At 64.5% G+C, this 26,652-nt stretch carries 26 protein-coding genes; 20 read left to right on the forward strand and 6 right to left on the reverse strand.

What is annotated here, in order from left to right; genetic code table 11:
- The first annotated feature begins 146 nt into the window (after positions 1-146).
- From BST47_RS11800 to BST47_RS11840, 9 genes are read left to right on the forward strand one after another with little or no spacing between them, the layout of a single operon-like run.
- Positions 147-1,139, forward strand: a complete 993-nt coding sequence (locus BST47_RS11800) for an acyl-CoA dehydrogenase family protein (RefSeq protein ID WP_083125725.1) — start codon at positions 147-149, stop codon at positions 1,137-1,139.
- Positions 1,139-2,314 (forward strand): acyl-CoA dehydrogenase family protein, encoded by a 1,176-nt coding sequence (locus tag BST47_RS11805; RefSeq protein WP_083125726.1) that lies wholly within the window; start codon positions 1,139-1,141, stop codon positions 2,312-2,314. Before BST47_RS11800 ends, BST47_RS11805 begins: the two co-directional genes overlap by 1 nt.
- Positions 2,314-3,090 (forward strand): enoyl-CoA hydratase/isomerase family protein, encoded by a 777-nt coding sequence (locus BST47_RS11810; protein WP_207568592.1) that lies wholly within the window; start codon positions 2,314-2,316, stop codon positions 3,088-3,090. The genes BST47_RS11805 and BST47_RS11810 overlap by 1 nt, the downstream gene beginning before the upstream one ends.
- A gap of 28 nt (positions 3,091-3,118) precedes the next feature.
- Positions 3,119-4,414: an acyl-CoA dehydrogenase family protein gene (locus BST47_RS11815; protein WP_083125728.1), complete on the forward strand. Its 1,296-nt coding sequence runs from the start codon at positions 3,119-3,121 to the stop codon at positions 4,412-4,414.
- 9 nt (positions 4,415-4,423) lie between these two features.
- Positions 4,424-5,200, forward strand: a complete 777-nt coding sequence (locus BST47_RS11820) for an SDR family NAD(P)-dependent oxidoreductase (protein ID WP_083125729.1) — start codon at positions 4,424-4,426, stop codon at positions 5,198-5,200.
- Complete coding sequence (locus BST47_RS11825) at positions 5,197-6,324, forward strand: LLM class flavin-dependent oxidoreductase (RefSeq protein WP_083125730.1); 1,128 nt, start codon at positions 5,197-5,199, stop codon at positions 6,322-6,324. Before BST47_RS11820 ends, BST47_RS11825 begins: the two co-directional genes overlap by 4 nt.
- A 17-nt stretch (positions 6,325-6,341) precedes the next feature.
- Positions 6,342-7,511: a sulfotransferase family protein gene (locus BST47_RS11830; protein WP_083125862.1), complete on the forward strand. Its 1,170-nt coding sequence runs from the start codon at positions 6,342-6,344 to the stop codon at positions 7,509-7,511.
- Positions 7,512-7,513: 2 nt separating this feature from the next.
- Positions 7,514-8,278: a sugar phosphate isomerase/epimerase family protein gene (locus tag BST47_RS11835; RefSeq protein WP_083125731.1), complete on the forward strand. Its 765-nt coding sequence runs from the start codon at positions 7,514-7,516 to the stop codon at positions 8,276-8,278.
- 9 nt (positions 8,279-8,287) lie between these two features.
- The gene (locus BST47_RS11840; protein WP_083125732.1) at positions 8,288-9,490 is read left to right on the forward strand and encodes a DUF1214 domain-containing protein; all 1,203 of its coding nucleotides are present in this window, start codon (positions 8,288-8,290) and stop codon (positions 9,488-9,490) included.
- Here the strand turns inward: BST47_RS11840 and BST47_RS11845 are convergent.
- The 5 genes from BST47_RS11845 to BST47_RS11865 form a co-directional block, all read right to left on the reverse strand.
- Entirely contained in the window at positions 9,487-9,930 is a 444-nt protein-coding gene (locus BST47_RS11845) for a hypothetical protein (RefSeq protein WP_083125733.1), read from the reverse strand. The two genes, BST47_RS11840 and BST47_RS11845, sit on opposite strands and share 4 nt — an antisense overlap.
- Before the next feature lie 64 nt (positions 9,931-9,994).
- The gene (locus tag BST47_RS11850) at positions 9,995-11,362 is read right to left on the reverse strand and encodes a cytochrome P450 (RefSeq protein WP_083125734.1); all 1,368 of its coding nucleotides are present in this window, start codon (positions 11,360-11,362) and stop codon (positions 9,995-9,997) included.
- A gap of 55 nt (positions 11,363-11,417) precedes the next feature.
- Positions 11,418-11,612: a ferredoxin gene (locus BST47_RS11855; RefSeq protein ID WP_083125735.1), complete on the reverse strand. Its 195-nt coding sequence runs from the start codon at positions 11,610-11,612 to the stop codon at positions 11,418-11,420.
- A 12-nt stretch (positions 11,613-11,624) separates the two neighbouring features.
- The gene (locus BST47_RS11860) at positions 11,625-12,485 is read right to left on the reverse strand and encodes a mycofactocin-coupled SDR family oxidoreductase (protein WP_083125736.1); all 861 of its coding nucleotides are present in this window, start codon (positions 12,483-12,485) and stop codon (positions 11,625-11,627) included.
- Positions 12,486-12,517: 32 nt separating this feature from the next.
- Positions 12,518-13,216 (reverse strand): SDR family NAD(P)-dependent oxidoreductase, encoded by a 699-nt coding sequence (locus tag BST47_RS11865; protein WP_083125863.1) that lies wholly within the window; start codon positions 13,214-13,216, stop codon positions 12,518-12,520.
- 255 nt (positions 13,217-13,471) lie between these two features.
- On the opposite strand from BST47_RS11865, the gene BST47_RS11870 reads away from it, so the two are divergent.
- The 11 genes from BST47_RS11870 to BST47_RS11920 all read left to right on the forward strand — a co-directional run bounded on the left by BST47_RS11870 (position 13,472) and on the right by BST47_RS11920 (position 26,073).
- On the forward strand, positions 13,472-14,965 hold the full coding sequence (locus tag BST47_RS11870) for an aldehyde dehydrogenase family protein (protein WP_107528942.1): 1,494 nt from the start codon (positions 13,472-13,474) through the stop codon (positions 14,963-14,965).
- Entirely contained in the window at positions 14,965-16,173 is a 1,209-nt protein-coding gene (locus BST47_RS11875) for a CaiB/BaiF CoA transferase family protein (protein WP_083125738.1), read from the forward strand. The genes BST47_RS11870 and BST47_RS11875 overlap by 1 nt, the downstream gene beginning before the upstream one ends.
- An 87-nt stretch (positions 16,174-16,260) precedes the next feature.
- A complete protein-coding gene (locus BST47_RS11880; RefSeq protein WP_083125739.1) occupies positions 16,261-16,485 on the forward strand; it encodes a hypothetical protein in 225 nt (74 codons plus the stop codon).
- Entirely contained in the window at positions 16,472-17,284 is an 813-nt protein-coding gene (locus BST47_RS11885; protein ID WP_083125740.1) for an MlaE family ABC transporter permease, read from the forward strand. The genes BST47_RS11880 and BST47_RS11885 overlap by 14 nt, the downstream gene beginning before the upstream one ends.
- Positions 17,285-17,288: 4 nt before the next feature.
- Entirely contained in the window at positions 17,289-18,146 is an 858-nt protein-coding gene (locus BST47_RS11890) for an MlaE family ABC transporter permease (protein WP_083125741.1), read from the forward strand.
- Positions 18,147-18,159: 13 nt separating this feature from the next.
- A complete protein-coding gene (locus BST47_RS11895) occupies positions 18,160-19,356 on the forward strand; it encodes an MCE family protein (RefSeq protein ID WP_083125742.1) in 1,197 nt (398 codons plus the stop codon).
- Entirely contained in the window at positions 19,353-20,378 is a 1,026-nt protein-coding gene (locus tag BST47_RS11900) for an MCE family protein (RefSeq protein ID WP_083125743.1), read from the forward strand. The genes BST47_RS11895 and BST47_RS11900 overlap by 4 nt, the downstream gene beginning before the upstream one ends.
- A complete protein-coding gene (locus BST47_RS11905) occupies positions 20,375-21,478 on the forward strand; it encodes an MCE family protein (RefSeq protein WP_083125744.1) in 1,104 nt (367 codons plus the stop codon). The genes BST47_RS11900 and BST47_RS11905 overlap by 4 nt, the downstream gene beginning before the upstream one ends.
- Positions 21,462-22,952, forward strand: coding sequence for an MCE family protein (locus tag BST47_RS11910; RefSeq protein WP_083125745.1), 1,491 nt, complete (start codon positions 21,462-21,464; stop codon positions 22,950-22,952). Before BST47_RS11905 ends, BST47_RS11910 begins: the two co-directional genes overlap by 17 nt.
- Entirely contained in the window at positions 22,952-24,346 is a 1,395-nt protein-coding gene (locus tag BST47_RS11915) for an MCE family protein (protein WP_083125746.1), read from the forward strand. Before BST47_RS11910 ends, BST47_RS11915 begins: the two co-directional genes overlap by 1 nt.
- Complete coding sequence (locus BST47_RS11920; protein WP_083125747.1) at positions 24,346-26,073, forward strand: MCE family protein; 1,728 nt, start codon at positions 24,346-24,348, stop codon at positions 26,071-26,073. The genes BST47_RS11915 and BST47_RS11920 overlap by 1 nt, the downstream gene beginning before the upstream one ends.
- A gap of 13 nt (positions 26,074-26,086) precedes the next feature.
- On the opposite strand, the gene BST47_RS11925 is transcribed toward BST47_RS11920, so the two are convergent.
- Positions 26,087-26,611: an Rv2253/PknI dimerization domain-containing protein gene (locus tag BST47_RS11925; RefSeq protein ID WP_083125748.1), complete on the reverse strand. Its 525-nt coding sequence runs from the start codon at positions 26,609-26,611 to the stop codon at positions 26,087-26,089.
- Positions 26,612-26,652: the final 41 nt, after the last annotated feature.

Raw genomic sequence — 26,652 nt, forward strand, 5'->3', positions numbered from 1 at the left:
CTTCTTCGCAGGTCAGGGTGTGCGCTGGTCAGTCGCTTGGCGCGCGGGCCGTGAAACGAGGTAGTCGAATCCAGAGAACGGTTACAGCATCTAACGAGAATGTTATTCTCGTGCCAACCCATGACGAGGTCCTCGGGAGGCCACACGTGTTACTGGAATTCGACGCCGATCAGCGGCTGTGGCAGGAGACCGTGCGGGACGCGGTCACCAAGGCTTGCCCAGCGTCGCTCATTCGCGGTATCGCCGAGAACGGCGAAGACCCCATGCCGCTGTGGAAGACCTACGTCGACGCGGGGTGGACGGAGCTCAACGATCCGGAGAACGCCGTCGAACTCGCGATCGTGGCCGAGGAATTGGGCCGCGCCACCGATCCGACCCCGTTTCTTGCGACATTGACCCAGTTCGCGCCGCTGGCCGGTGACCGGTTCGATCCGCAGCTGGCCGGCACGGCCGTGTACAGCGGGGTGACCGCGCATCGCGACGCCCAGGGCTGGGTCCTGAATGGCACGGCGCATCACGTACTCGACGGTGACCGCGCGGAGAGGCTCGCGGTGGTCACCGAGGCCGGGGTCTTCGTCGTCGACGCCGGTGAGGCCGCCACCCGTCGCAGCGACGTCTTCGATCCGGTCCTGCACGTCGCGGAGGTCACCTTCGCCGGCGCGCATGTCCCCGACACCGACCGCGTCCGCGTCGACGCCGAAAAGGCCCGGCACGTGGCCCTCACCGGCATGGCCATCACGACGGTCGGCGCCTGCCAACGCATCCTCGATCTGGTGCTCGAGCACGTGAAGCAGCGTCAGCAGTTCGGTGTGGCGATCGGAACCTTTCAGGCCGTGCAGCACAAGGCTGTCGACATGCACGTCGCGACCGAGCGTGCCCGCGCGCTGTCCTACTTCGCTGCCTTGACAATCGCAGCCGACGATCCTCGTCGCCGGCTTGCCGCGGCAATGGCCAAGGCATCGGCGGGGGAGGCGCAGGCATTGGTGTTTCGCCACGGCCTGCAGCTGTTCGGCGCCATGGGATTCACGTGGGAGAACGACCTGCAATTCGCGCTGAAGCGAGCCAAGGCCGGCGAACTGCTGCTGGGTGGGGCTGCGGAGCATCGCGCTGTGATCGCCGCGGAATACCGGAGCTTCTGATGCAATTGACGTTCGATTCCGATGTCGAGGAGTTCCGCGCCGAGTTCGCGGCGTTCCTCGACGAGCACCTGCCCTCGGAGAGCGAGACCCAGGAGCGACCGAAGTCGGTGTCGCACATGCCTCAATGGGCGCGTGACTGGCAGCGGCTGTTGTTCGACAACGGCTGGTTGCTGCCCTCCCAGCCGCCGGAGTTCGGTGGCCGCAATGCAACCGTGTTGCAACAATTCGTGCATCTCGACGAACTGTGCCGTCGGCGGATCTACCACAGCTTCAACCCGCAGGGCGTGAACATCGTTGCGGCGTCGTTGATCTCCTTCGGTTCCGATGAGCAGAAGCACCGGTGGGCGGTGCCGGTGTTGCGCGGGGAGATGACGGCCTCCCTCGGGATGAGCGAGCCGAGCGCGGGGTCCGACTTGGCGTCGCTGCGCACCCGAGCGGTCGCCGAGGGTGACCACTTCGTGGTCAACGGTCAGAAGGTGTGGACGTCGGGCGCACACGACGCCGACTTCCTGTTGACCTTCGTGCGCACCGATCCCGATGCCCCCAAGCACAAGGGCATCAGCGTGCTGATCATCCCGACCGATACTCCCGGCGTGGTGTGCCGGCCCTTCGCCGACATGACCGGTGAGGACAACCTCGACTTCAACGAGGTGTTCTTCACCGACGCGAAGGTGCCGGCCGAGTTCCTCGTCGGGCCGCTGAACGGAGGTTGGGCGGTCGCCAACGGCTCCCTCGGCCACGAACGAACCATGATGTGGCTCGGCTTCGCCGACCGAATCGACAATATGATCGCCGATTTCCGGCCCCGCACCGAGCTGGAGCGCGACCAGTACGCGACGACGATCATGGACTATCAGGCGCTGCGTGCCATGGGTTCGGCGGCGTTGGCCCGCGCCGCGCGCGGCGAGATGGACACCGCGTCGGTCTCAGTGCTCAAGCTGTTCGGTTCCGAGGCCGAACGTCAGGCATTCGAGAACGCATTGACCGCGGCGGGAGCCGACGGGCTCACCCATCCATCCACAACCGGACCATACGAACACATGAATCTCGACCACTACTTCGTCAGTTGGTTCGAGCGCTATGCGCGCAGCTTCGGCGGCACCATCGCAGGCGGCACGTCCGAGATCCAGCGCAACATCATCGCGCAGCAGGTGCTCGGTCTGCCGCGGCGCTGATACAGGTGATTGAGACGCTGCTCATTGACCGGCCGCACGTCGGCGTTGTTCTGCTGCAACTGAATCGGCCCAAACAGCTCAACGCGATCAACGAGGCGATGCGCGACGAGTTGATCGCGACGCTCGCCGCCATCGGCTCCGACGCGTCGGTCCATGCCGTCGTGATCACCGGTCAGGGACGCGGATTCTGTTCGGGGATCGATGTCCGCAACTTCTCGCCGCAGGCACTGGAGGCCTCCGATCCCGCGATCGACCGATTGCGGTTCCAGGAAGCGATGGCCGCTTTGCCACAGGCGATCTGGAATCTGCCCCAGCCCGTCATCGCGGCGGTGAACGGCCCGTGCGTGGGTGCGGGCTTCGCGCTGTGCCTGTCGTCGGACATCCGGATCTGCTCGACGTCCGCGACCTTCGGCAACGGCGCGATCCTGCTGGGGTTGTCCGGTGCCGAAATGGGCATGAGCTACCACCTGCCCCGGATCGTCGGCACCAGCGTCGCCGCCGACTGGATGATGACCGGCCGGACGGTGACGGCGGCCGAAGCCGACCGACGCGGCCTGGTCAGCCAGGTGGTCGAGCCGGACGAGTTGATGCCCCAGGCACTCGAAATCGCCCGCGTCGTCGCCGAACTCCCGCCCTTCGGCACGCAGTTGACGAAACGCGCGCTGCAGGTCAACACCGATGCGACGGGTCTCGGCGCGGCACTGGAACTCGAGAATCGCAACCAGGTGCTCAGCCACGCCACCGACGAGGCCGAGGCGCGGCGGCGACCGAAGTGATCGCGGTACAGAAGGGCGGTACTCGATAGTGGCGTGGGACTTCTCCACCGACCCCGAATGGTCGGAGCAGCTGGCCTGGGTAGAGCAGTTCGTCCGTGAGGAATGCGAGCCCATCGACTACGTGGTCAAGGAGTCGCACGACCTCAATGACCCGGTGCGCCAAGCGCTGATCCCGCCACTGCAGGAGATCGTCAAAGAGCGCGGTCTGTGGGCCACCCACCTCGGCCCGCATCTCGGCGGACCCGGCTACGGACAGGTGAAACTCGCGCTGCTCAACGAGATTCTCGGGCGATCGGAATGCGCACCGATAGTGTTCGGGTCCCAGGCACCCGACTCGGGCAACAGTGAGATTCTCGCGCACTACGGCACACCGGAACTCAAGGAACGGTATCTCGAGCCGCTGCTGGACAACCGGATCGTGTCGTGCTTCTCGATGACCGAACCGCAGGGCGGCGCCGACCCCAAGGTGTTCACCACCACGGCAGTGCAAGACGGCGATCACTGGGTGATCAATGGTGAGAAGTGGTACTCCTCGTTCGCGTCGATGGCGTCCTTCATCATCGTGATGGCGATGACCGATCCCGACGCGCCGCCCTACCAACGCTATTCGATGTTCGTCGTGCCCGGAGACACGCCCGGCATCAACGTGCTGCGCGACGTCGGCCTCGGCTACCAGCCGCCAGGCGGCGGACGCGAAGGCTACGTGCGGTACGAGAACGTCCGGGTACCCGCCGACCACATGCTCGGTCCTCGCGGTGGTGCGTTCGTGGTGGCGCAAACCAGGCTGGGCGGCGGCCGCATCCACCACGCCATGCGCACAGTCGGACTCGTGCGGCGAATCTTCGACATGCTCACCGAGCGGGCCGTCTCGCGTTACACGCAGGGAGAGCTGCTCGCCAACAAACAGATGGTGCAGGAAATGATCGCCGACTCCTGGATGGAAATCGAGGCCTACCGCCTGCTGACCCTCCAAACCGCCTGGAAAATCGACAAATACAACGACTACAAAGCGGTACGCGGCGATATCTCGGCGGTGAAGGCGATGATGCAGAAGGTGCTGCATGACGTCTCGGCGCGCGCCCTTCAACTGCACGGATCGCTGGGCACCTCCCATGAGATGCCGTTCGTGCAGTACATGACGGAATCGTTCGTGCTCGGGCTGGCCGACGGGCCGACCGAGGTGCACAAGGTGACACTGGCGCGGCTGTTACTCAAGGACGTCAAGCCTGCACCCGACTCATTCCCGTCCGAGCACCTGCTGCGGCTGCGGGAAGCCGCGGAAGCGAAGTTCGCCGACAAGCTCGCAGGCATTGCGCGTACCTAGGAGGCCACGATGACGTGTGACGGCAAGGTGGCCCTGGTCACCGGCACCAGCCGCGGGTTGGGCAAGGCCATCGCGAAGCGTCTGGCGGCAGAGGGGGCCACCGTCGCCCTCACCGCACGCACCGCCGAACCCGACCCGAAATATCAAGGTTCCCTCAGCCAGACGCTGGCGGAAATCGAACAATCGGGCGGATCGGCGATCACCGTCGCCGCCGACCTCGCCAAACCCGAAGACCGCGACCGACTGTTCAGCGAAGTCGTGGAGAAGGTCGGCGCTCCCGACATTCTGGTCAACAACGCGGCCGTCACATTCCTGCGGCCACTCGACGAATTCCCCGACCGTCGCGTCCGTCTGATGATGGAGATGCACGTGCTGGCCCCGCTGCACCTCACCCAAATGGCGATCCCCGCAATGCGCGAGCGGAAGCGGGGGTGGGTCCTGAACGTGACCTCCGTCGGCGGCGATCTGCCTGACGGACCGCCGTTCTCCGCGTTCGATCGCGAGGCGGGTTTCGGCATCTACGGCACAGCGAAGGCCGCACTCAACCGGTTGACGAAAAGCCTTGCGGCCGAGCTGTACGACGACGGCATCGCCGTGAACGCCGCAGCACCGTCCAACCCCGTCGCCACCGAAGGCGCGGGTGCACTCGACCTCGCCAAGACCGACACCGAAGACATCGAGCTCATCACGCAGACGGCCTTCGTGTTGTGCACGGGCGATCCGAAAACGCTGACCGGCCGTATCGCTCACACGCAACCGTTCCTGCGTGAGGTCGGCTGGCTGTGAAGGTCCAGCCCGCTGCGTACCTGCGGACCACACTTCCGCTGGACCTCTCGGTACTGACGCAGCTCGACAGCGGCCGTTACCACTCGATATGGCTGCCCGATCACATGGTCAGCTTTTGGCCCGACTCGATCTGGAGCCCTGAATTCACCGACCTGGCAACGGTTTCCCCGTCACCGCACCGCCACCTCGACGCCATGGCGGTGGCCGCGGCGGCGGCAGTGCTGACCGAGAACGTACCGCTGGTCACCAGCGTGATCGATACCGTGCGCCGTCATCCGGCGCTGCTCGCACAGAGCGCGCTCACCATCGACCACCTCGCCGAGGGCCGTTTCGTGCTCGGCCTGGGCAGCGGCGAGACCGAGAACACCGTGCCCTACGGATTCGACTTCACCAAACCGGTCAGCCGATTCGAAGAGGCGCTGCACGTCATTCGGCTGCTCTGGGACAGCGACGGCCCGGTCGATTTCGACGGGCAGTTCTACCACCTACGCCATGCCCGGCTCGACACCGAGCCGTACCAGGGTGTCACCCCGCCGATCTGGATCGGAGCAAGCGGGCCGCGAACCCTGGAGATCGTCGGCCGCTACGCCGACGGGTGGTGGCCCACCGGCGCCTGGGATCCCGACGACTACGCCCAAAAGCTCGCCACCGTAAGGGCTTCGGCGGAGCGGGCCGGCCGCGATCCGATGGCCATCACGCCGTGTTACATCCAGGTCTGCCTGATCGGCCGCGACGCCGCCACCCTCGCCGAGATTGTGGACGCGCCGCTCGTCAAGGCGTTCCTCCTGCAGGTATCCGCCGAACTCCTGCGCAGCCTCGGCTTCGAACATCCGATGGGGGAGCACTGGCGTGGCTACCAGGACATCGACCCCGCGACACTGACCCGCGAGCGCGTCGTCGAGTTTCTCGACCGGGTCGAGCCCGAATCGATTCTCGCCGTTGTCCCGCACGGCACGCCGAAGCAGGTGGCGCAGGAGATCAAGAACTATGTCGACGCGGGTCTTCGCGTGCCCAAGATCCTGGACTATGGCGGTATGGCCGGACTCGCGTACTCCGCCGCGTCCGCGGAGAACGTGCGCGACGTCGAGGACGAACTGATGCGCCTGTGCGGAGACGTCCGGTGAGTGGCGCGCTCGACGCGATGAACCGTGCGCTTAACGCGCGGGACATGCTGAACCGGGCGCAGGGCAGCACCGGCCTGACGGACTACGGCGACGACACGCTGCCACAGCGATTCGCCACGGCCGTCGACCTTCTCAACGGCATCGGCTTGGACGCCGACGGTAGGGCGCGGGCCGAGGACGTATGCCACTGGCTGCTCACCTCGCGACTGGAGTTCTTCGAGGACCGAAACCGGTATCCGATCGCCGACGAAGTGATCGAGCGGCCCATGTTCGTGACCGGCGAACCGCGCTCGGGCACCACCCTGATGCACGCCCTGATGTCGGTGGATCCCGACGCGCGAGCGCTGCGGTTCTGGGAGGTGATGTATCCGTCCCCGCCGCCCGGAATCACCGGCGATGACGACCCCCGCCGGGCGCGCGCCGATGCCGACTGGCGCGAGATCAACGCACAGATGCCGAAATGGCTGCACAGCCATCCCTACAACGACATGCTCGGCGACGGATTGCCCGAGGACGAACGCACCTGGGCCTTCGACTTCCGCGTGATGACACCGACCGCGTGGTGGCGGGTTCCGATGCAGACGGTGGTCGGGGGTCTGCCCACCGACGACGCCGCGCAGTACCGCATTCACAAGGCGATGCTGCAACAGTTCCAGTACGGGCGTCCGCGCAAGCAGTGGGTTCTGAAGGGGTTTCATGGCTTTCGTCTGCGGGAGTTCTTCAACTGCTATTCGGACGCGACCCTGCTGTGGCTGCACCGAGACCCCGTGCAGGTCGCCGCGTCGCGCACGATGATGATGGCCGACATCCTCGAAGGCATCGTCGGCCCGATCGACCTACAGCAGGCGGCGAAAATGCATCTCGAGTTGACGCGGGCAAGCATCGCCAACACCATGACCAACCCGCTCACCGACGATCCCCGGATCCTGCACGTGCGCTACACCGACTTCCTCGCCGACCCCGTCGGCACCGTCGCCCGTTACCACGAATTCCGCGGCCAGACCCTGAGCGCCGGTGCCCGAACGGAGATGCGCGCCTACCTGGAGAACAACCCGGGTGACCGGCACGGGAAGTTCCGCTATTCGACCAAACTGCTCACCGACATCGGTGTGGATCTCGAGGCGTTGCACGAAGAATTCCGGCCTTTCCGTGATCGATTCGGTGTCGCAATCGAACAGCGGAGGTAAGCGTGCATAGTCGGCTATCGGTGCACAGTGTGACGTTTCTCGGCACGCCGCTCGTCGAGCAACATTCGATGTGGGCCGCACTCGGACTCACCCGGCTGAGCCTGATCGATTCCCAGCTGGGTGAACCCGGTCTGGTGCCGCTCATCGAGCGACACGGCTACTCGGTCGACACCGTGTATCACCTGTTCGAGTCCGGCGACGGGTTGTCCCGCGTCATCGAGACCGCCGCCGCTCTCGGAACTCGCGTGGTGTACATGCTGACAGGCGGTCGAGGTGCATTGGACTGGGGCCAGGCCGCCGAACGCTTCTGCGCGGAGGTCGCTCCGTGCCTGGGGGAGGCGCAGCAGGCCGGCGTGGCACTCGCCATCGAAAACGCATCCGCTCTCTACGCGGACATCCACATCGCGCACACCCTGCGCGACACGATCACACTGGCCGAGATGGCGGACATCGGTGTCTGTATCGACTTGTTTCACTGTTGGGCCGAGGCCGACCTCGGCGGTCTCGTCGAACGCGCGCTGCCGCGGACGCTGCAAATTCAGCTCAGCGACTACGTCCTCGGTGACCGGGCACTACCGGCCCGCGCCGTCCCGGGCGACGGGACGATCCCGATCGAGCCGTTCATCCGGCAGGTACTCGCCGGCGGCTACCACCATGGCTTCGATCTGGAGTTGATCGGCCCGCGAATCGAGGCCGAGGGCCGTTTCGAGGCAGTACGTCGCGGCTGCGAAACGGTATCCACATTGCTGAAGCGACTTGGCGCGTAGGGGATAACGATGGCGCTTGGAGACGGTTCTGATGACGCCGCGCTGCACGCCGCGTGGATCGACTTCTGCGACCGTCTCAAGTTGGCCGGCGCACGGGTCTTCAAGGACCTGAACCCCAGCTTGGGTCTGCAGCGGGCCGACGGCTTGCGGTTCCTGACTCAGAACCTCGGCCAGGCCTTCGATCTGGCGCTGGAGACCAGGGACACTCGCTATCCGGCGATTCATACGTTCTGCAATCCCACCCGCAAGCTCGGCGGCGACTGCGCCGACTTCGTCTATCAGCAGGCGTGGATCGACGGCGAATCGGCGTATCGCGTCGTCGGGAATCGTGGCACGGCACGGTTTCTCAACTTCACCGTGCAGGGACCGCGCCCCGACGGTCCTGGCGTACTCCACGAACCATTCGGCGACGTCCCGGAGGCCAATCTGTTCGGCCACGAGCTCACCGTTGAACCCGACGGCAGCTTCGAGGTCCACGTCGGCGGCGAACAGCGTGGCGCGAATTGGCTGCCCACCACAGCCGGCTCACGAAAGCTGTTCATCCGCCAGGGTTTCGATTCCTGGGACGAGCGGCCTGCTCGCCTACAAATAGAACGTGTCGGCATGGCTGCTCCCAAGCCTCCGCCGACTCCTGAGTCGATGATCGACGCGATGGGCTGGGCGGGTGAATTCGTCACCGGCCTGATGGACGACTGGCCGGAGTTCCCATTCCGCTACGGCGGGGTGGACGCTGCCAATCCCAACCGCTTCCCAACCGCCGGCGCGACCGAAGCCGATGCGAAACGCGGCCGTGCCGCGACCAATATGCATTGGGTACTGGCCGCCGACGAGGCGCTCATCATCGAGTTCGACGCCCATGACGGCTTGTGGATGTTCACCAACATGGGCGCGTTCTTCAACAGCATGGACTATCTCTATCGGCCGGTGAGCTACACGCCGAGCCGCACCGCGGTGGACAGCGACGGCAAGGTGCGGCTGGTCCTGGCGCACGACGATCCGGGATATCACAACTGGATCGACACTCAGGGATTCGAGCGAGGCAACATCACCTACCGGCACATGCTGGAGGGCGATCCGGCCGAGCTGCACACCCGGGTGGTCAAGCGCGCGCAGCTCGCCGATGCGCTGTCGCCCGACACCGTGACCGTCACCGCCGCCGAGCGCGTCGCGCAGATGTGGGCGCGTTTCAACGGAATTCGGCAGCGCTACTAGAGGCGCTGGAGCTTGAACGTCCAGAATTGATTTCCTGGCGGGCCGTTGAAACAGCCGACGTCATACGCCGAATTGATCGTTCCCACCAGCGTGTTGTCGTCCCACACATAGGTCTCGTGGGTGGGGAGGTTGTAGCCGGGGCAGCGCAGACCGTCGGGTACCTCGACCTTCAGCGTCCACTGGCCATTGGCTAGGTAGGCGTTGCCCTGGTAATACGCGTAGAACTTCAACCGCGGCGCCGCGCTGATATACCGGCAATCCGGAGTCGCATCGGGACTGCACCTCGCGATGAACCAGAACCACGACGCCCGGTCGTACCTGTTGGTGAGGAGGTCGAAGTTACCGGGGTGCAGAAACGCTTGCGCCGGAGGCGCGACGGTTGTGGCGAGCGCCATGAAGGCGGCCGCTATCGCCGCGGTCAGGACCTTGATGGGCTTCATCGTGTCCTCCCAATTGCTTTGCCGGTGCTCATCAAACCACCTCGCTGACGATCTCGGTCGGAGATCAGTCGATGACGACAGCTTCCTTGTGTTCGGTGATGGGTCGGGCCGGCTGCTGTTCATCGCAGATCCGCTGAAGTTTCTCCAGCGTCTCGTCCAGTCCCGGACCCAGTGGCTTGCCCGGCGTGAACGTCGCCGGCAGGTGCTTCATGCCCTGGATGACACCGATGGTCTCGTAGTGTTCGGTGCCCTCGGGGTCACAGACGTAGTCGGGCATGCGGTCCAGCACAGCGGTCAGCATCGACTTGAAGACCGTGCGGGCGACGTTGGAGCCCACGCAACGGTGGACACCGATCCCGAAGCTGAAGTGACGGTTGCCCTTCCGGTCCATGATGAGCTCGTTGGGCTTTTCGAAGACCGACGGGTCGCGGTTGGCCATGGCCCACGAAATCCAAAGTCGCTCGCCTTCTTTGAACTTCGTACCCTCGACCTCGACATCGTCGGCGAAGGTGCGGCCGTCGCCCGGTGCGGGCGTGTAGAAGCGTAGGAACTCCTCGGTGGCCGGGTCCAGTAAGGCGTCGCGTTCGCGGCTGAGCAGCTCGCGCTGGTCCGGGTTCTCCGACAGCCACTCCAGCGAGTGCGCGGTGAGCGCGGTGGTGGTGTCGAAGCCGCCGCCGATGATCAACCCGAGATTGCCGAGGATCTCCAGGTCAGGAGCCGGTTCACCGTCGATACGCAGTTGCAGCAACGCGTTGATCAACCCGGGCCGCGGGTTCTCGCGGACCTCCATCATCGTGGTGATCATGTCGATACCCATCTGGCGGTTCATCTCGGCGACGCGTGCGGCGTCGGGCGAATGCTCCGGGGTGGATACCGAGAGGTGCGCGGGCTCGCTGTAGACCGGCCACTTTTTCAGCTCGATGCCCATCATCGCCAGCGTCAGCACCGCGGGCACGATGTTGGCCAGGTCGTCGACGAAGTCGATGCGGCCCGACTCGATCTTCTCGTCGAGGGCCGCCCGGGTGATCTCGTCGACGAACGGTTGCCATCGCCGGACCGCGGCAGGGGAGAGGTAGGGGTTCAACGCGCCGCGATAGATGCTGTGCTCCGGCTCGTCCATCTCCAGAATGCCGCCCCGCACGACCGTGGCTCGTTGCGCCTTCGGGATCGTTATTCCCTGATAGCCCTTGCGCTCTCCGTTGATATCGTGATCGTTGGACACCACCGGACAGCGCGCCAACTCGAACACGTGCTTGCTGTCGGCGGCAACCCAATGTCCGTCGTAGACGTCGGTCCAGGCCATCGGGCACTTGGACTGCATCTCTTCGGTGATCTTCTCGAACTGCACCCGATACTCCGGCGTGTGCCGGTCGAAGTGATACCGATTCTTCTTCCGCTCGTTGTCGGCGGCGCGGATGTCGTCGACACTCAAGACTTGTCTCCCTGCACTTTGGGCTGAATTGCCGGCTCGGCCGGCGCCGGTTGTCTCACTCTTCGATCGAGATGGCCTGCTCGGGGCACGACTGCACGGCTTCGCGTACCGCGTCCTCCTGGTCGGGCGGCACCACCTCGTGCACCGGTGAGGCGGTGCCGTCAATATCGCTGAGCTCGAAGGAATCTGGCGCGATCATCGAGCACAGCGTGTGGCCCTGACAGCGTCCCGAGTCGACGAAAACCTTCACCGTGTCCCCTTCTCAGATGTGGTAGTCGTACCACTTCAGGTATCCGCCGGCGTCGACGCGCTGCTGGGTGCCGGTGATGTAACGGGCCTCCTCCGATGCCAGGAAAAGCACCATGTTGCTGATGTCCTCGGGTTCGATCCAAGGCACCTTCATCGCCTGCTGGACGTAGAACACGGGTTCGGCGTCCGCCTTCGTCGGGTGCTCCAGGTCGGGACGGAACGACTTGTACATCGGCTCGCTCTGCAGCATCGGAGTGTTGCAGTTCGTCGGGTGAATCACGTTCGCGCGGATGCCTCGTGGCGCGAGTTCTGCCGCGAGGTTGTGGACATACTGCGACAACAGGCGCTTCGAATGGAGATACGCGGCGCCACCGGGATCGGTTCCCGGGTTGTCGTTCTTGCTGACGTCCATCAGGGCCGCGGTGGATCCGGTGGCGATGATCGACGCACCTTCGCGGAGGTGTGGGAGTGCCAAATGGATGGCATTCATCGTGCCGATCAGGTTGGTGTTCATGACGTCGACCCAGGCCGCCATGTCACCCGAGCCCTTCATGCCCGCGATTCCGGCCGACGTGACGACGATGTCGAGCCCGCCGAGCTCCGAAACACCCGCTTCGAGCGCGTGCTTCAGCTGCGCGGCGTCACTCACATCGACCTGCGCGGTGACGACGCGCTGTCCCGTCTTCTCGACGAACTGCGCCGTCTCCTCCAGGTCCTCCGGTGTGGCCATCGGGTAGCCGACCGTCGCGAAATCTTCACACCGGTCGACGGCGATGATGTCGGCGCCCTCTTCGGCCAACCGGATGGCATGACTGCGGCCCTGCCCGCGCGCCGCACCGGTGACGAAGGCGACCTTTCCCTGTACTCGTCCCACTGAGATGTCCTTTCGATCTGGCTGGTTCTTGGTTACGTGTTCCGGCCGCCGTTGACGCCCAGGATCTGACCCGTGATGTAGCCGGCCTCCTCGGAGATCAGGAACGCGCAGGCGGCCGCGATGTCCTCGGGCCTGCCGATGCGCCGCACCGGCGTCGAGTCGATGCTCTGCTGGACGGTGAGGTAGCCGCGCTCCTCGGACTTCCGCAGCATCGGCGTGTCGATGAAGCCGGGCGGCACCGCGTTCACGGTGATTCCGCTGGGGCCGTACTCCAGGGCCAGCGACTTGGTGAGCCCGTTGACCGCAGACTTGGCCGCTACATACGGGGACATGAACGGCTGGCCGGAATGCGTGCTCGACGACGAGATGTTGACGATCCGCCCCCAGCCGGCCTCGATCATGTCGGGCAGCACCGCCTGGATGCAGTGGAAGACCCCGTTGAGATTCACGTCGACGACCCGCTGCCACTCCTCGAACGAGACGTCGGTGAATCGCTTGAACTTCTCCAGCCCCGCGGCGTTCACCAGAACCGTCACCGGACCGAGCTGGGCGCGCACGGCATCGAGGGCGGCGTCGACCTGAGCGCGGTCGGTGACGTCGGCGACGTACGAGTTGTCAGCGTCCGACGGATTGAGGTCCAGAATCGCCACATTCATGCCGTCGGCGCGCAACCGGTGCGCCACTGCCTGCCCGATGCCGGAGCCCCCTCCGGTCACGACAGCGTTCTTCAACTCCACACCTGCCGGTCATGCATTAAGAATCGTCCTTCCGATTATGAGAACCGTACTCTCGGGTGCAGCAATCCCGCAAGACACGGTAGAGGTCAGATTCGCACTGGTGAGACGTTTCATCGGCGATTGTCGCACCGTTAGGTGCAGGCAGTGACAGTTCCGGTCTTTTCCTTGAGTTCTCTTGCTACGAATGTATGATTCGCCGGTGATGAGAATGAAGTTTCCATCACATCGGGCTGTGTGCTGAGGAGGATGATGCAGGAAACGACCATCTCGGGTAGCGGATCTGCCACCGACACCGCCGCGTACGGTGCCGATCGGCGGCTGCTGATAGACGGGCAGTTACTCGATACGTCTCGGACGTTTCCCACCCTCAACCCGGCCACCGGTGAGGTGCTCGGCCACGCGCCGGACGCCACCGTCGGCGACGCCCAAGCGGCGGTCGCCGCCGCGCGCCGCGCCTTCGACGAAACCGACTGGTCGACCAATACCGAATTGCGGATCCGCTGCCTCGAACAGCTGCACCAGGCGCTGGTCGACCACCGCGACGAACTCGCCGCGCTGACCATCGCCGAGGTCGGCGCGACCGAAGCGTTGTGCCAGGGCGCTCAACTGGACCAGCCGATCGCGATCGTCCGCTATTACGCAGACCTGTTGAAGACGTACCCGATGACCGAAGACCTCGGGAACATCGAAAGCCGGGGCATGCAGCATCACCGCTGGGTGGAGAAAGAAGCGGGCGGCGTCGTCGCCGCGATCATCGCCTACAACTATCCGAACCAGCTGGCGCTGGCCAAGCTCGCGCCGGCACTCGCGGCAGGCTGCACGGTGATCCTGAAGTCCGCCCCCGACACCCCGCTGATCACCCTGGCGCTCGGGGAGCTGATCACCAACCACACCGACATTCCCGCCGGCGTCGTGAACGTCCTCAGTGGCGCCGATCCCGAGGTCGGTGCCGCGCTGACCACCAGCCCCGATGTCGACATGGTCACCTTCACCGGTTCCACACCGACCGGCCGGCGGATCATGTCGGCGGCCAGCGACACCCTCAAGAGGGTGTTTCTGGAACTCGGCGGCAAGTCGGCGGCGATCGTGCTCGACGATGCCGATTTCAACACCGCGGCGCTGTTCTCGGCCTTCAGCATGGTCTCGCACGCCGGTCAGGGTTGCGCGCTGACGTCGAGGCTGCTGGTGCCGAGGAGTCACCACGACGAGATCGTCGAGATGATCAAAAACAATTTCGCACTGGTGCGCTATGGCAACCCAGCCGACCCCTCGACCTACATGGGCCCGCTGATCAGCGGCAAACAGCGCGACAAGGTCGACGGCATGGTGCAGCGCGCCGTCGAGGCGGGCGCCACGCTGGTCACCGGAGGCGAGAAGGTCGACCCGGGTTACTTCTATACCCCGACGCTGCTGACCAACGTGGACCCCGACAGCGAGATCGCTCAGGAAGAGGTGTTCGGTCCGGTGCTCGTCGTCATCGCCTACGAAGACGACGACGACGCAGTGCGGATCGCCAACAACTCGATCTACGGGTTGTCCGGTGCGGTGTTCGGCAGCCAGGACCGTGCGCTCGCGCTGGCCCGCCGCATTCGAACGGGCACCTTCTCGATCAACGGGGGCAACTACTTCAGCCCCGACAGTCCGTTCGGCGGCTACAAACAGTCGGGCATCGGACGCGAGATGGGCACCGCGGGGCTCGAGGAGTTTCTCGAGTCGAAGACGTTCGCGACGGTGGTCGGCTGATGAGCGCACCACTGGACGGGATCCGCGTCCTCGAAGTCGCGATGTACGGCTTCGTGCCGTCGGCAGGCGCCGTGCTACGCGAGTGGGGCGCCGACGTCATCAAGGTCGAGCACGCGGTGACGGGCGACCCGCAACGCGGACTGCGCCAGACCGGGCTACTCCGGGTCGAGGGCGATCCCAATCCCAACATCGAGCACGCCAACCGCGGCAAGCGCAGCATCGGTCTCGACATGACTGTGCCCGAGGGCAAAGAGGTGCTGCTGGAATTGGCACGGCGCGCCGACGTGTTCCTCACGAGCTTCCTACCGGGACATCGGCAGAAGTTCGGCATCGACGTCGACGACATCCGCGCCGTGAACCCGAAGATCATCTACGCCAGGGGCAGTGCACTGGGGCCACGTGGTGAGGAGTCGGTCAAGGGCGGTTACGACATGACCGCGTTCTGGTGCCGGGCGGGCACCGCGGCCACCATCACGCCGCCGGGGACACCGGGCATGGTCGGACCGCCCGGGCCCGCCTACGGCGACACCATCTCGGGCACCAACCTCGCGGGCGGGATCGCCGCCGCGCTGCTCAAGCGTGAGCGGACCGGTGAGCCGTCGGTCGTGGACGTCTCACTGCTGGGCAGCGGTCTGTGGTCGCTCGGGCACACGGTCGCATTGACGAAGCACCTCGGTCAGCGGATGGAGGCCTTCCCTCCGGGTGTGCACGGATCACCGATCAATCCGCTTGTCGGGCTCTACGCGACGGCCGACGACCGCTACATCTCCTTTGTGATGATGCAGCCCACCAAGTTCTGGGCGGACGTGTGCAAGCACATGGATCTCGATGAGCTTGCCGACGACCCGCGGTTTGCCACCGTCGAGTCGATCGCCGAGAACACCGAAGCCGCCGCCGAAATTCTCAAGGAGGCCATGAGCAAGCGTCCGTTGGTGGAGTGGAGCCAGCGCTTCTCAACGCTGCTCGGACCGTGGGCGCCTGTGCAGGACACCCTGCAGGCTGTCGAAGACCCGCAGATCCGCGCCAATGAATACCTGGTGCCCGCGGGTGAACTCGAACTGGTCGCGAACCCGGTGCAATTTGACGTCAGTGCGCCTCAATCTGGCCCCGCTCCGGGATTTGCGGAGCAAACTGACGAAGTCTTGCTGGAACTTGGATTGGATTGGGATCGGATCATCGAACTGAAGACGGCCGGGGCCGTCACCTAGACAATCAGAGAGGCCAGGGATACAGCCCAAATGCCCTACGTCACTTCGATCGGTATCGACGTACTGCACCGAACTGGGGTACGCCCCATGTCGGATGTTCACGATTCCGACGCGGGCAACGCGCTGATCGGCTATGAAGGTGTCGGGTTCGCCGAGGGGTTGCGGGGGCTACAAACTCATCGAATCGGACGTCACAACTGTCACCGGGAAGATCGGCGCGGGGCGCAGATCAAGTTGGTGCACAATTGCTTTCGGTCGGCGGGGGTGTCGGCAGTGACCATCGCGGGAGGAGCCACCTATGGCGCGGGGTAGCGGGCCGGAGCGGTGGTCGCCGGGATTGCCGCAGCTGAGCAGCTTCGCGGGTCCGATGCAGGCTGTCGGCGGTTTCTTTGCGATGTCGGCCGATGCGGTGCGGTTCGTGTTTCGCCGACCGTTTCAGTGGCGCGAGTTCCTGGACCAGTGCTGGTTCATCGCCCGGGTGGCGTTGGCGCCGACGTTGTTGGTGGCGATTCCGTTCACGGTGTTGGTCAGCTTCACGCTCAACATTCTTCTTCGCGAGTTGGGCGCGGCTGACCTGTCGGGGGCGGGTGCGGCGTTCGGCGCGGTGACGCAGGTAGGCCCGCTGGTGACGGTGTTGATCGTGGCGGGTGCGGGTTCGACGGCGATCTGTGCGGATCTGGGATCGCGCACCATCCGCGAGGAGATCGACGCGATGGAGGTGCTTGGCATCAACCCGGTGCAACGGCTGGTGACTCCGCGCATGCTGGCCGCGGGGTTGGTGGCGTTGCTGCTCAACAGCTTCGTGGTGATCATCGGCATCCTGGGTGGCTATTTCTTCTCGGTGTTCGTGCAGGACGTGAACCCGGGTGCGTTCGCCGCAGGCATCACGCTGTTGACCGGTGTGCCCGAGGTCATCATCTCGTGTGTGAAGGCTGCGCTGTTCGGTCTGATCGCTGGGTTGGTCGCCTGTTATCGGGGGTTGGTCATCAGCGGGGGCGGCGCCAAGGCGGTAGGCAACGCGGTCAACGAGACGGTGGTCTATGCATTCATGGCGCTGTTTGTGATCAACGTCCTCGTGACGGCCATCGGCATCCGGATGACGACGGGATAGCGCGATGGGAACTACGACGGTCCTGAAGTCGACGTATCCGCGGCTCGCGCGGGGCGCGCGGCGTCCGGTCGAGTGGTTGGGCGGCATCGGCGACCACATGATCTTCTACCTGAAGGCCTTGGGTGGAATACCGCATGCGATGGTTCACTTTCGTAAGGAAGTGATCCGGTTGATCGCCGAGATCTCCATGGGTGCCGGGACGTTGGCGATGATCGGTGGCACCGTCGTCATCGTCGGATTCTTGACGCTGGCCGCCGGTGGGACGCTGGCCGTGCAGGGCTATTCGTCGCTGGGCAACATCGGTATCGAGGCGTTGACCGGGTTCTTGGCGGCCTTCATCAACGTGCGTATCGCCGCACCGGTGGTTGCAGGTATTGGACTGGCAGCCACCTTCGGTGCGGGCGTGACCGCTCAGTTGGGGGCGATGCGCATCAATGAGGAGATCGACGCACTGGAATCGATGGCGATCCGGCCGGTGGAGTACCTCGTCAGCACGCGCATCGTCGCGGGAATGATTGCGATCACCCCGCTGTACTCGATCGCGGTCATCCTGAGCTTCGTCGCCTCCCAGTTCACGACCGTGGTGTTGTTCGGTCAGTCCGGCGGCCTGTACGACCACTACTTCGACACGTTCCTCAACCCGATCGACCTGTTGTGGTCGTTCCTGCAGGCGATCTTGATGGCGATCACGATCCTGTTGATCCACACTTATTTTGGTTACTTCGCCAGCGGTGGACCGTCTGGTGTCGGTGTCGCCGTCGGCAACGCGGTACGCACCAGCCTGATCGTCGTCGTCTCGGTCACCTTGTTGGTTTCACTGTCCATCTACGGCTCCAACGGCAACTTCAACCTCTCCGGATAAGCGACAAACAGCCATGAACTCAACCACCGCGCGCGCATTGACCGGGCTCGCCGCCATCGTCGCGATTGTGGCTGTCGTCGCGCTGGCAATCGGACTGTTCCGGGGCTCGTTCACCGAAACCGTTCCGGTGACAGTGGTTTCGGAACGCGCAGGCTTGGTGATGAACCCTGACGCCAAGGTGAAGATGCGCGGCGTGGAAGTCGGCAGGGTCGCCTCGATCGCGACGCGACCCGACGGTTCGGCCGTCCTGAAGCTGGACATGAACCCGTCGCAGCTGCACTTGATTCCCTCCAATGTCGATGTAGACATCACGTCGACGACGGTGTTCGGCGCCAAGTACGTCGAACTCGTCCCGCCGAAGGACCCCTCGGCTGAGAAACTGCATGGCGGACAGGTGATCCAGGGCCAGCACGTCACCACCGAGATCAACACCGTCTTCCAGCAGCTTGTCACCGTGCTGGACAAGATCGATCCGGCGAAACTCAACGAGACCCTCGGCGCGGTCGCGACCGCGTTCAATGGCCGCGGGGAGAAGATCGGCCGCACTCTCGAGGACTTCAACGCGTTTCTGGCCAAGATCAACTCGAGCCTGCCGAACCTGGCCCACGACATCGAGGCATCTGTGCCGGCGTTCGCCGCCTACGGTGATGCGGCGCCCGATCTCATCGGCATCTTCGACAACTCGATTCGGCTCAGCAACTCGATCGTCGAGGAACAGCAGAACCTCGACGAATTCCTCATCAGTGCAATCGGTTTGGCTGACATCGGTAACGAGGTGATCGGCGGCAACCGCCAGGCCCTGACCAATGTCTTGCAGCTGCTCGTGCCGACAACGACCCTTGCGGGGCTGTACCACGAGACGCTGGGCTGCACCATCGGAGGTCTGGTCCCGTTCGTGAAAGGTATCAACCAGTATTCGCACATCATGTTCAATGCCGGACTCACGTTGGGTACCGAGCGTTACCGCTGGCCTGAGGACCTGCCCAAGGTCGCAGCCACTACCGGCGGCCGTTCCTTCTGCAAGGAACTCGGCCTGCCCAATGTGCCGGCGGAGTTCAAGCCGCCGTTCCTGGTGGCTGACACCGGGTCGAACCCGTTCAAGTACGGCAATCAGGGCATACTGCTCAACTCCGACGGGCTCAAGCAATGGCTGTTCGGTCCAATCGGGGGACCGCCGCGGAACAGCGCGATGACCGGAATGCCGGGGTGACGCGAATGCGGGGAACATTCATCAAGTTCGGCATCTTCGGGATCGTCATGATCCTGTTGACGGCCTTCCTCTTCGCGACGTTCGCCGAAGTGAGAACCGGTGCCACAAACGACTACTCCGCGGTCTTCAAGGACGCATCGCGGCTGGAAACCGGAGACACGGTGCGTGTCGCCGGCATCCGCGTAGGGACCGTGCAGGGCGTGTCCTTGGATGCCGACCGCAATGCGCTGGTGAAGTTCGACGCCGGGCGGGACATCAAGCTGACCGACGGCACACGGGCGCAGATCAAGTACCTGAACCTGGTTGGCGACCGCTACCTCGAGCTCGTCGACGCACCCGGATCGACGAAGATCATGCCCGCGGGCGCTCGGATACCCATCGACCGCACGGCGCCCGCGCTGGACCTCGACCTGTTGCTCGGCGGGTTGAAACCGGTCATTCAGGGCCTCAACCCGCAGGATGTCAACGCACTCTCGGCATCGCTGGTGCAGATTCTGCAGGGCCAGGGGGGCACCATCGAATCGCTGTTCTCCAGGTCATCGTCGTTTACGAATGCGTTGGCGGACAACAATCAGGTGATCGAGCAACTCATCGACGAACTCAAAACGACGTTGAAAACGCTTTCCGACGACGGTGAGCAGTTCACCGAGGCGATCGACAAGCTCGAACAACTGGTGCGCGGCCTTGCCGAGGATCGCGACCCGATCGGTGAGGCGATCACTGCGCTCGACAACGGCACCGCCTCACTGAGTGATCTCCTCGGCCAGGCACGGCCTCCGCTGGACGGGACCGTCGACCAGGTGAAACGGCTCGCGGAATATCTGGATGCGGACAAGGCCACCTTCGACGCCACGCTCCAGCGACTGCCCGACATCTATCGCAAGCTGGCCCGGGTGGGTTCCTACGGTGCGTTCTTCCCGTACTACATCTGCGGAATCGCTTTCCGGGCAAGCGATCTCGAGGGCCGCACTGTCCAGTTCCCCTGGATCAGGCAAGAGACGGGGAGGTGCCGGGACGAATGAACAAGTACCGCGGGTCTTCCCTCATCAGGGCGGGTTTCATCGGCGTTGTGCTGATCATCCTCGTGATCGCGATCGGGTTGCAGCCGGAGCGCCTGTATTCCTGGGCCACTGCCCTGCGGTATCAAGCGCTGTTCACCGAGGCCGGTGGTCTGGCCGCAGGCAACGATGTGACGGTTTCCGGAATCAAGGTCGGCTCGGTGTCGTCGATCGAACTCGTGAACGGCGATGCGCTGGTTGGCTTCACGATCGATGGCAAATACGCGCTTGGCTCGGACACCACCGCACACATTCGCACCGGCACCCTGCTCGGCGAACGTGTGCTGGCGATGGAGTCGGAAGGCAGCGGCACGTTGGCGCCGAACCAGGTCATCCCGGTCACCAGGACCTCGTCCCCGTATTCGTTGACCGACGCGGTCAGTGAGCTGACCGCGAACACCGCGGGCACCGAAACCGACACTCTCAACCAGTCATTGGACACGTTGGCGCAGACGCTTGATCAAGTCGCACCGCAGTTGGGACCGACGTTCGACGGTCTGTCGCGGGTGTCGAGATCACTGAATGGCCGCAACGACAGCTTGGCGGAGCTGCTGAAGACCGCTGGCGATGTGACCGGGATACTGTCCGAACGCAGCCAGCAGGTCAACTCGCTGATCCTCAATGCGAACGATCTACTCGGTGTGCTCGATGACCGGCGCCAGGCGATTGTCGAACTGCTCGCCAACACCTCGGCTCTGTCGCGGAACCTGACCGGACTCGTCGCCGAGAACGAACAGGAACTCGCCCCGGCGCTGGAGAAGATGAATGCGGTCAACCAGATGTTGGAGAAGAACCGTGACAACATCACCAAGTCACTCGCGGGGCTTCGTAAGTACGAGGTGACCCAAGGCGAGATCGTGGCCAACGGCGCCTACTACAACGCGCTGGTCCCCAACATCCAACCGGCGCAGCTGCTGCAGCCGTTCCTGGACTACGCATTCGGATTCAGGCGGGGCGAGAACATCGGACAGCCACCGGACACGGCTGGGCCACGCGCCGAACTTCCCTTCCCCGTCAACGGAATTCCACAACCAGGAGACCTGCCCGATGATGGCAACCCGTAAGCGTCTGGCGACGTGGGTCGCCGTGCTGCTGGCCGTCGTACTGGTGGCCGGAGCGGTCTTCCTGGTGCGCCAGGTTTTCTTTGGACCCAAGACCATCACCGCTTATTTCCCAACCGCGACCGCCATCTACCCCGGCGACGAGGTGCGGGTGTCCGGCGTCCAGGTCGGCACCATCAAGAGCATCGAACCCGAGGGCACGCAGACCAAGCTGGTCCTCGACGTCGACCGTGACGTACCGGTACCTGCCGGTGCCAAGGCCGTGATCGTCGCGCAAAACCTGATCGCGGCTCGCTATGTGCAGCTGACTCCGGCGTACCGCCAGGGCGACGGACCGCAGATGGGCGACGGCGCGGTGATTCCCAGTGACCGCACCGCTGTACCGGTCGAATGGGACGAGGTCAAGACCCAATTGATGCGGCTGGCAACCGAATTGGGGCCGAAGCCCGGGTCGCAAGGCGCAGTCACCGACACGTCTGTCGGCAGGTTCATCGACAGTGCGGCCAATGCGATGGACGGCAACGGTGAGAAGCTTCGGTCGACGCTGGCTGAACTGTCCGGCGTCGCACGGATCTTCGCCGAGGGCAGCGGCAACATCGTCGACATCATCAAGAACCTGCAGATTTTCGTGAGCGCGCTGCGTGACAGCAAGCAGCAGATCGTCATGTTCCAGAACCGGTTGGCCAGTCTGACGAGCGTGGTGAACAACAGCAGGTCCGATCTGGATGCAGCGCTGTCGGACCTGTCGGTCGCGATCGGCGAGGTGCAACGTTTTGTGGCGGGCAGTCGCGAACAGACGTCGGAGCAGATCAGAAGCCTCGCCGCCGTTACCCAAAACCTGGTCGACAGTCGTATGCCGCTCGAGAACGTTCTGCACGTCGCACCCAACGCGATCGCCAACTACCAGAACATCTACTATCCGCCGACCGGCGGAGTGACCGGGGCGTTCTCTTTCGTCAATTTCTCGAATCCGGTGTGGTTCGTCTGCGGCATGATCGGCGGTGTCGCCAACACCACGGCGCCCGAGACCGCGAAGCTCTGCGAGCAGTACCTCGGTCCGGCGTTGAGACTGCTCAACTTCAACAACCTGCCGCTGCCGATCAATCCCTACCTGCGGCCCAGCCCTAAACCGGAGAGTCTCATCTACACCGATCCCAAGCTCGCGCCGGGAGGAACGGGTCCGGGTGATCCTCCCGAGCCGTTGCCTCCAGTCTCGGCCTACACCGGCGCCGGGGATGTGGCACCGCCGCCCGGTTACGGTGGTGTCGGACTGCCCGACATGCCCAGGGGGCTATATGGGCACGACGAGGTGGCCGCCATCCCGTCGCCCGCGCTCTTCCCGGGCGCGCCCATCCCGGGGCCGCCCAATATCCAGACCGGCCCGGCGCCGTCGGTGCAGAACATGTTGCTTCCGCCGACCCCCGCGGCTGCCCCGCCGCCGCCGGGGCCGCCGTTGCCTGCGGAAGGAGCGCCGTGATGATCCGCCGCAACGGTGTGAAGGTGATGGTCGTTTCGGGCTGCTGCTTGGCTCTGACGATGACGGGTTGTGCGTATCAGGGTGTGAACTCGCTGCCGCTACCGGGTGCGGTCGGCCGCGGGCCCGACTCGGTGCAGTACACCGTGCAGGTCCCGAATGTCGCGACGCTGGAATCGAATTCGCCGGTCATGATCAACGACGTCATCGTCGGCAGTGTCGGCAAGGCGACCGTTGACGCCTGGCATGCGAACGTCGAGATATCCGTCAAGCCAGATGTGGTCGTCCCGGCGAACGCCGTGGCGTCGGTGGGGCAGACCAGCCTGCTGGGATCGATGCATCTGGCGCTGAATCCGCCGCTGGACGAACAGCCGAGCGGTCGTCTACAGCCCGGTGCCACCCTGCCCTTGAACCAGTCCTCGACCTATCCCACCACCGAGCAGACGCTGGCCTCGCTGTCGACCATCGTCAACGCGGGCGGGCTGGGGCAGATCGGTGATGTCATCCACAACTTCAGCGCTGCGATATCCGGGCGCGAGCCGGAGATCCGTGAGCTGCTGACCCGCCTCAACGATTTCGTGGGAACGCTGGATGCCCAGCGCGACAACATCGTCGAATCCATCAAGGAGTTGAACCGCGTGGCGGGCACCTTCGCGAACCAGCGCGAGGTGATCGACCGGGCGTTGCGCGAGATACCGCCCGCCATAGACGTGCTCGTCAAGGAACGGCCCAACCTGACGACGGCGCTCGAGAAGCTGGGGACCTTCAGCGACACCGCCACCCAGCTGGTCAATGACGCCGGCGACGATCTCGTGAAGAACCTGCAGGGCCTGGAGCCGGCGCTCAAGTCGCTCGCAGACATCGGTCCCGATCTCAGCCAGGCACTCATCTTCGCGACGGCGTTCCCATACGGCCCGGCCTTCGCCGACAAGATCACCAAGGGCGACTACATCAACCTGCTCGCCACGTTCGACCTGACCTACCCGCGGTTCAAGCGGGGAATCCTGCTCGGAACCCGCTGGGGTGATGAGAACGCCAAGCTCATTCCGGCGCCGGGTGACCCCTACTTCATGAACTATGCGTACGACCCGATCATGGTCGGAGTTGCGCCGCCCCCGAGCGACACGGTGGCAATTACTCCGCCGATCGCGAACCCCGGGCAGCAGAATCCGGGTCAGCCGATCACCACCATGTACGGACCGGTGTTGCCGATCGTTCCGCCGCCGCCGGCCAGGCCCCAGTTCGGGCCCGAACCGACGCTGCAGGAATCGCAGATTTTCGCCGGGCCGTACGGTCTCGAGGGCGCGCCCGCCGCGCCGGCGGCAGCCGCGACGCCTGCACCTGCCGCGCCGGCGGGAGCTGAATTGCCGGCATCGCCGGCGGGAGGTGGCGGCTGATGCTGACCCGCTTCGTCCGAAACCAGCTGATCATCTTCACGATCGCGTCGATCATCGGTGTGACGGTGATGCTGTTCGCCTACATGCAATTACCGACTTTGCTCAACGTCGGACGTCTGACCGTCACGATGGAATTGCCTGCGACGGGCGGTTTGTACCGCTTCGCGAACGTGACGTACCGAGGTGTGCAGATAGGCAAGGTCAAGTCGGTGGCGCTCACCGAGAACGGTGCCGAAGCGGTGCTGTCACTCAACACGTCGCCGAAGGTCCCTGCCGACCTCGAGGCGAACGTCCTCAGCGTGTCGGCCGTCGGCGAGCAGTACGTGGATCTGCGTCCACGCACCGATTCCGGGCCATACCTGGAGGATGGCTCGCGGATTTCGGTGTCCGACACCACGATTCCGCAGCAGGTCGGTCCCATGCTCGACCAACTCAGCACGCTGGTGGACAGCATCCCCGGCGACCGGATCTCCGACCTGCTCGACGAAACGTTCAAGGCGTTCAACGGCGCGGGGCCGGACTTCGGCTCGTTGCTCGACTCCGGTGCGACACTGTCCGAGCAACTGAACAGTGTTTCCGAAGAATCGCGCAGCCTCATCGATGACAGCGGGCCGCTGCTTGATTCCCAAGCCGAGACCGCCGATTCGATCCGCACGTGGGCACGCAGCTTGGAGGGCGTGAGCGCTCAACTCGTGCAGAACGATCCCCAGATCCGCGCGCTGCTGCAACGCGGGCCGGGTTTCGCGCAAGAGGTCTCCGGGCTACTGAACCAGATCAAGCCGACGCTTCCGGTGCTGCTGGCGAACCTCACCACGCTTGGCCAGATCCTTGTGACGTACAACCCGTCGCTAGAGCAACTCCTGGTCGTCTTCCCCAATGCCCTGTCCGCCCAGCAGTCTTTCGGTCTCGGCAAGAACAATCCCACCGGGCTGGCCCTCAGCGACTTCTCGCTCACCATCTCCGATCCGGTGCCGTGCACGGTGGGCTTCCTGCCGCCGTCGCAGTGGCGGTCACCCGCCGACACGACCGTCATCGACACGCCAGATGACCTGTACTGCAAGCTGCCTCAGGACTCCCCGATCGGGGTACGCGGCGCCCGTAACTATCCGTGCATGGCACACCCGGGCAAGCGCGCCCCGACCGTGGAACTGTGCAACGACCCCGAGGGCTTCAAGCCCACGGCGCTGCGCCAGCATTCGACAGGTCCATACCCCTTCGATCCGAACATCGTCGCGCAGGGTTTCGACGTCGATGACCGGATCGACTTCCAGGAGCGAATTTACGCACCCCTCGAGGGCACCCCTCTGCCTCCTGGCGCGGTGCCGTCAGGAACACCGCCCGGTGTTCCCAACCCGCTGTACGCCCCGATCGCACCGGCACCGGCGGCGCCGCCACTACCTCCGCCTCCTCCTTCGCCGTTGCCACTGCCTCCGCCGCCTCCGGGCAATTCGGTGAACGGTGTGCCCGTCCCCGCCGCCCCGGCAGGCGCCGTCGCACCGGCACCCGGCCCCGGCGCACCGCCGGCTACCGAGGTGCCACACGGCGGGGGAGTGCCGGCAGTGCCGAGTGCGGTCAACGGCAATGAATCCGACGGACCGTCCGTCGCGATGGTGCCCTACGACCCGAACACCGGGCAGTTCGTGACGCCCGACGGGCACGTGCAGACGCTGACAAATGTTGCCGCCGGTCATACTCCCAAATCGTGGAAAGACCTGCTGCCGACCTGATTTGCGCTAGGCCCTAGCCAATCTGCTCGAGCTTCATCGGCGTTTCGATCACGAGGGGCTGGTTCCTGCCGCATGAGCCGCTGGGGCTGTTCGTCCGCTGGCGGCCCACCAGGAAGTTCGTGATCTTCATGTTGCGTTCGCCAGGCAACGGGTCGAATCCCCAGAATTGAAACCGTTGCTCTCCCGGCGCGACGCCCCCGCCGGGGCAGGACTGCCATTCGGGGATGTTGCGGTCGACGACCCAGTAGACGTTCGGGTAGCCGTACCACAGCCGCGCGGTCCACCCCGCCGAACTCACTGCCGTCCCTTCGCATTCGACTGGGCTGACACAGCTCGAGGACAGCGTCCACGTCTCGTCGATCGTCGGCATGTCCTTGCGGACGTCGTTGACCAAGGCGAAGTCACCGTTCGCGTAGTAGCGGTAGGTGCCGTTGAGCTCGTTCCCGAAGTCCGATGCGTGCGCGACCGGTGTGGCGCTCACCGTCGCGGCGACGGCAACAGCTGCTGCTGCGACTGCGGCGATCTTGTGTCCTCGCATGGCTCTAAAGCCTATCTCGGCCGGTAGCGATCCTCTTCGAA

Origin of the sequence: Mycolicibacterium tusciae (assembly GCF_002086795.1) — a bacterium.
Taxonomy (GTDB): domain Bacteria; phylum Actinomycetota; class Actinomycetes; order Mycobacteriales; family Mycobacteriaceae; genus Mycobacterium; species Mycobacterium tusciae.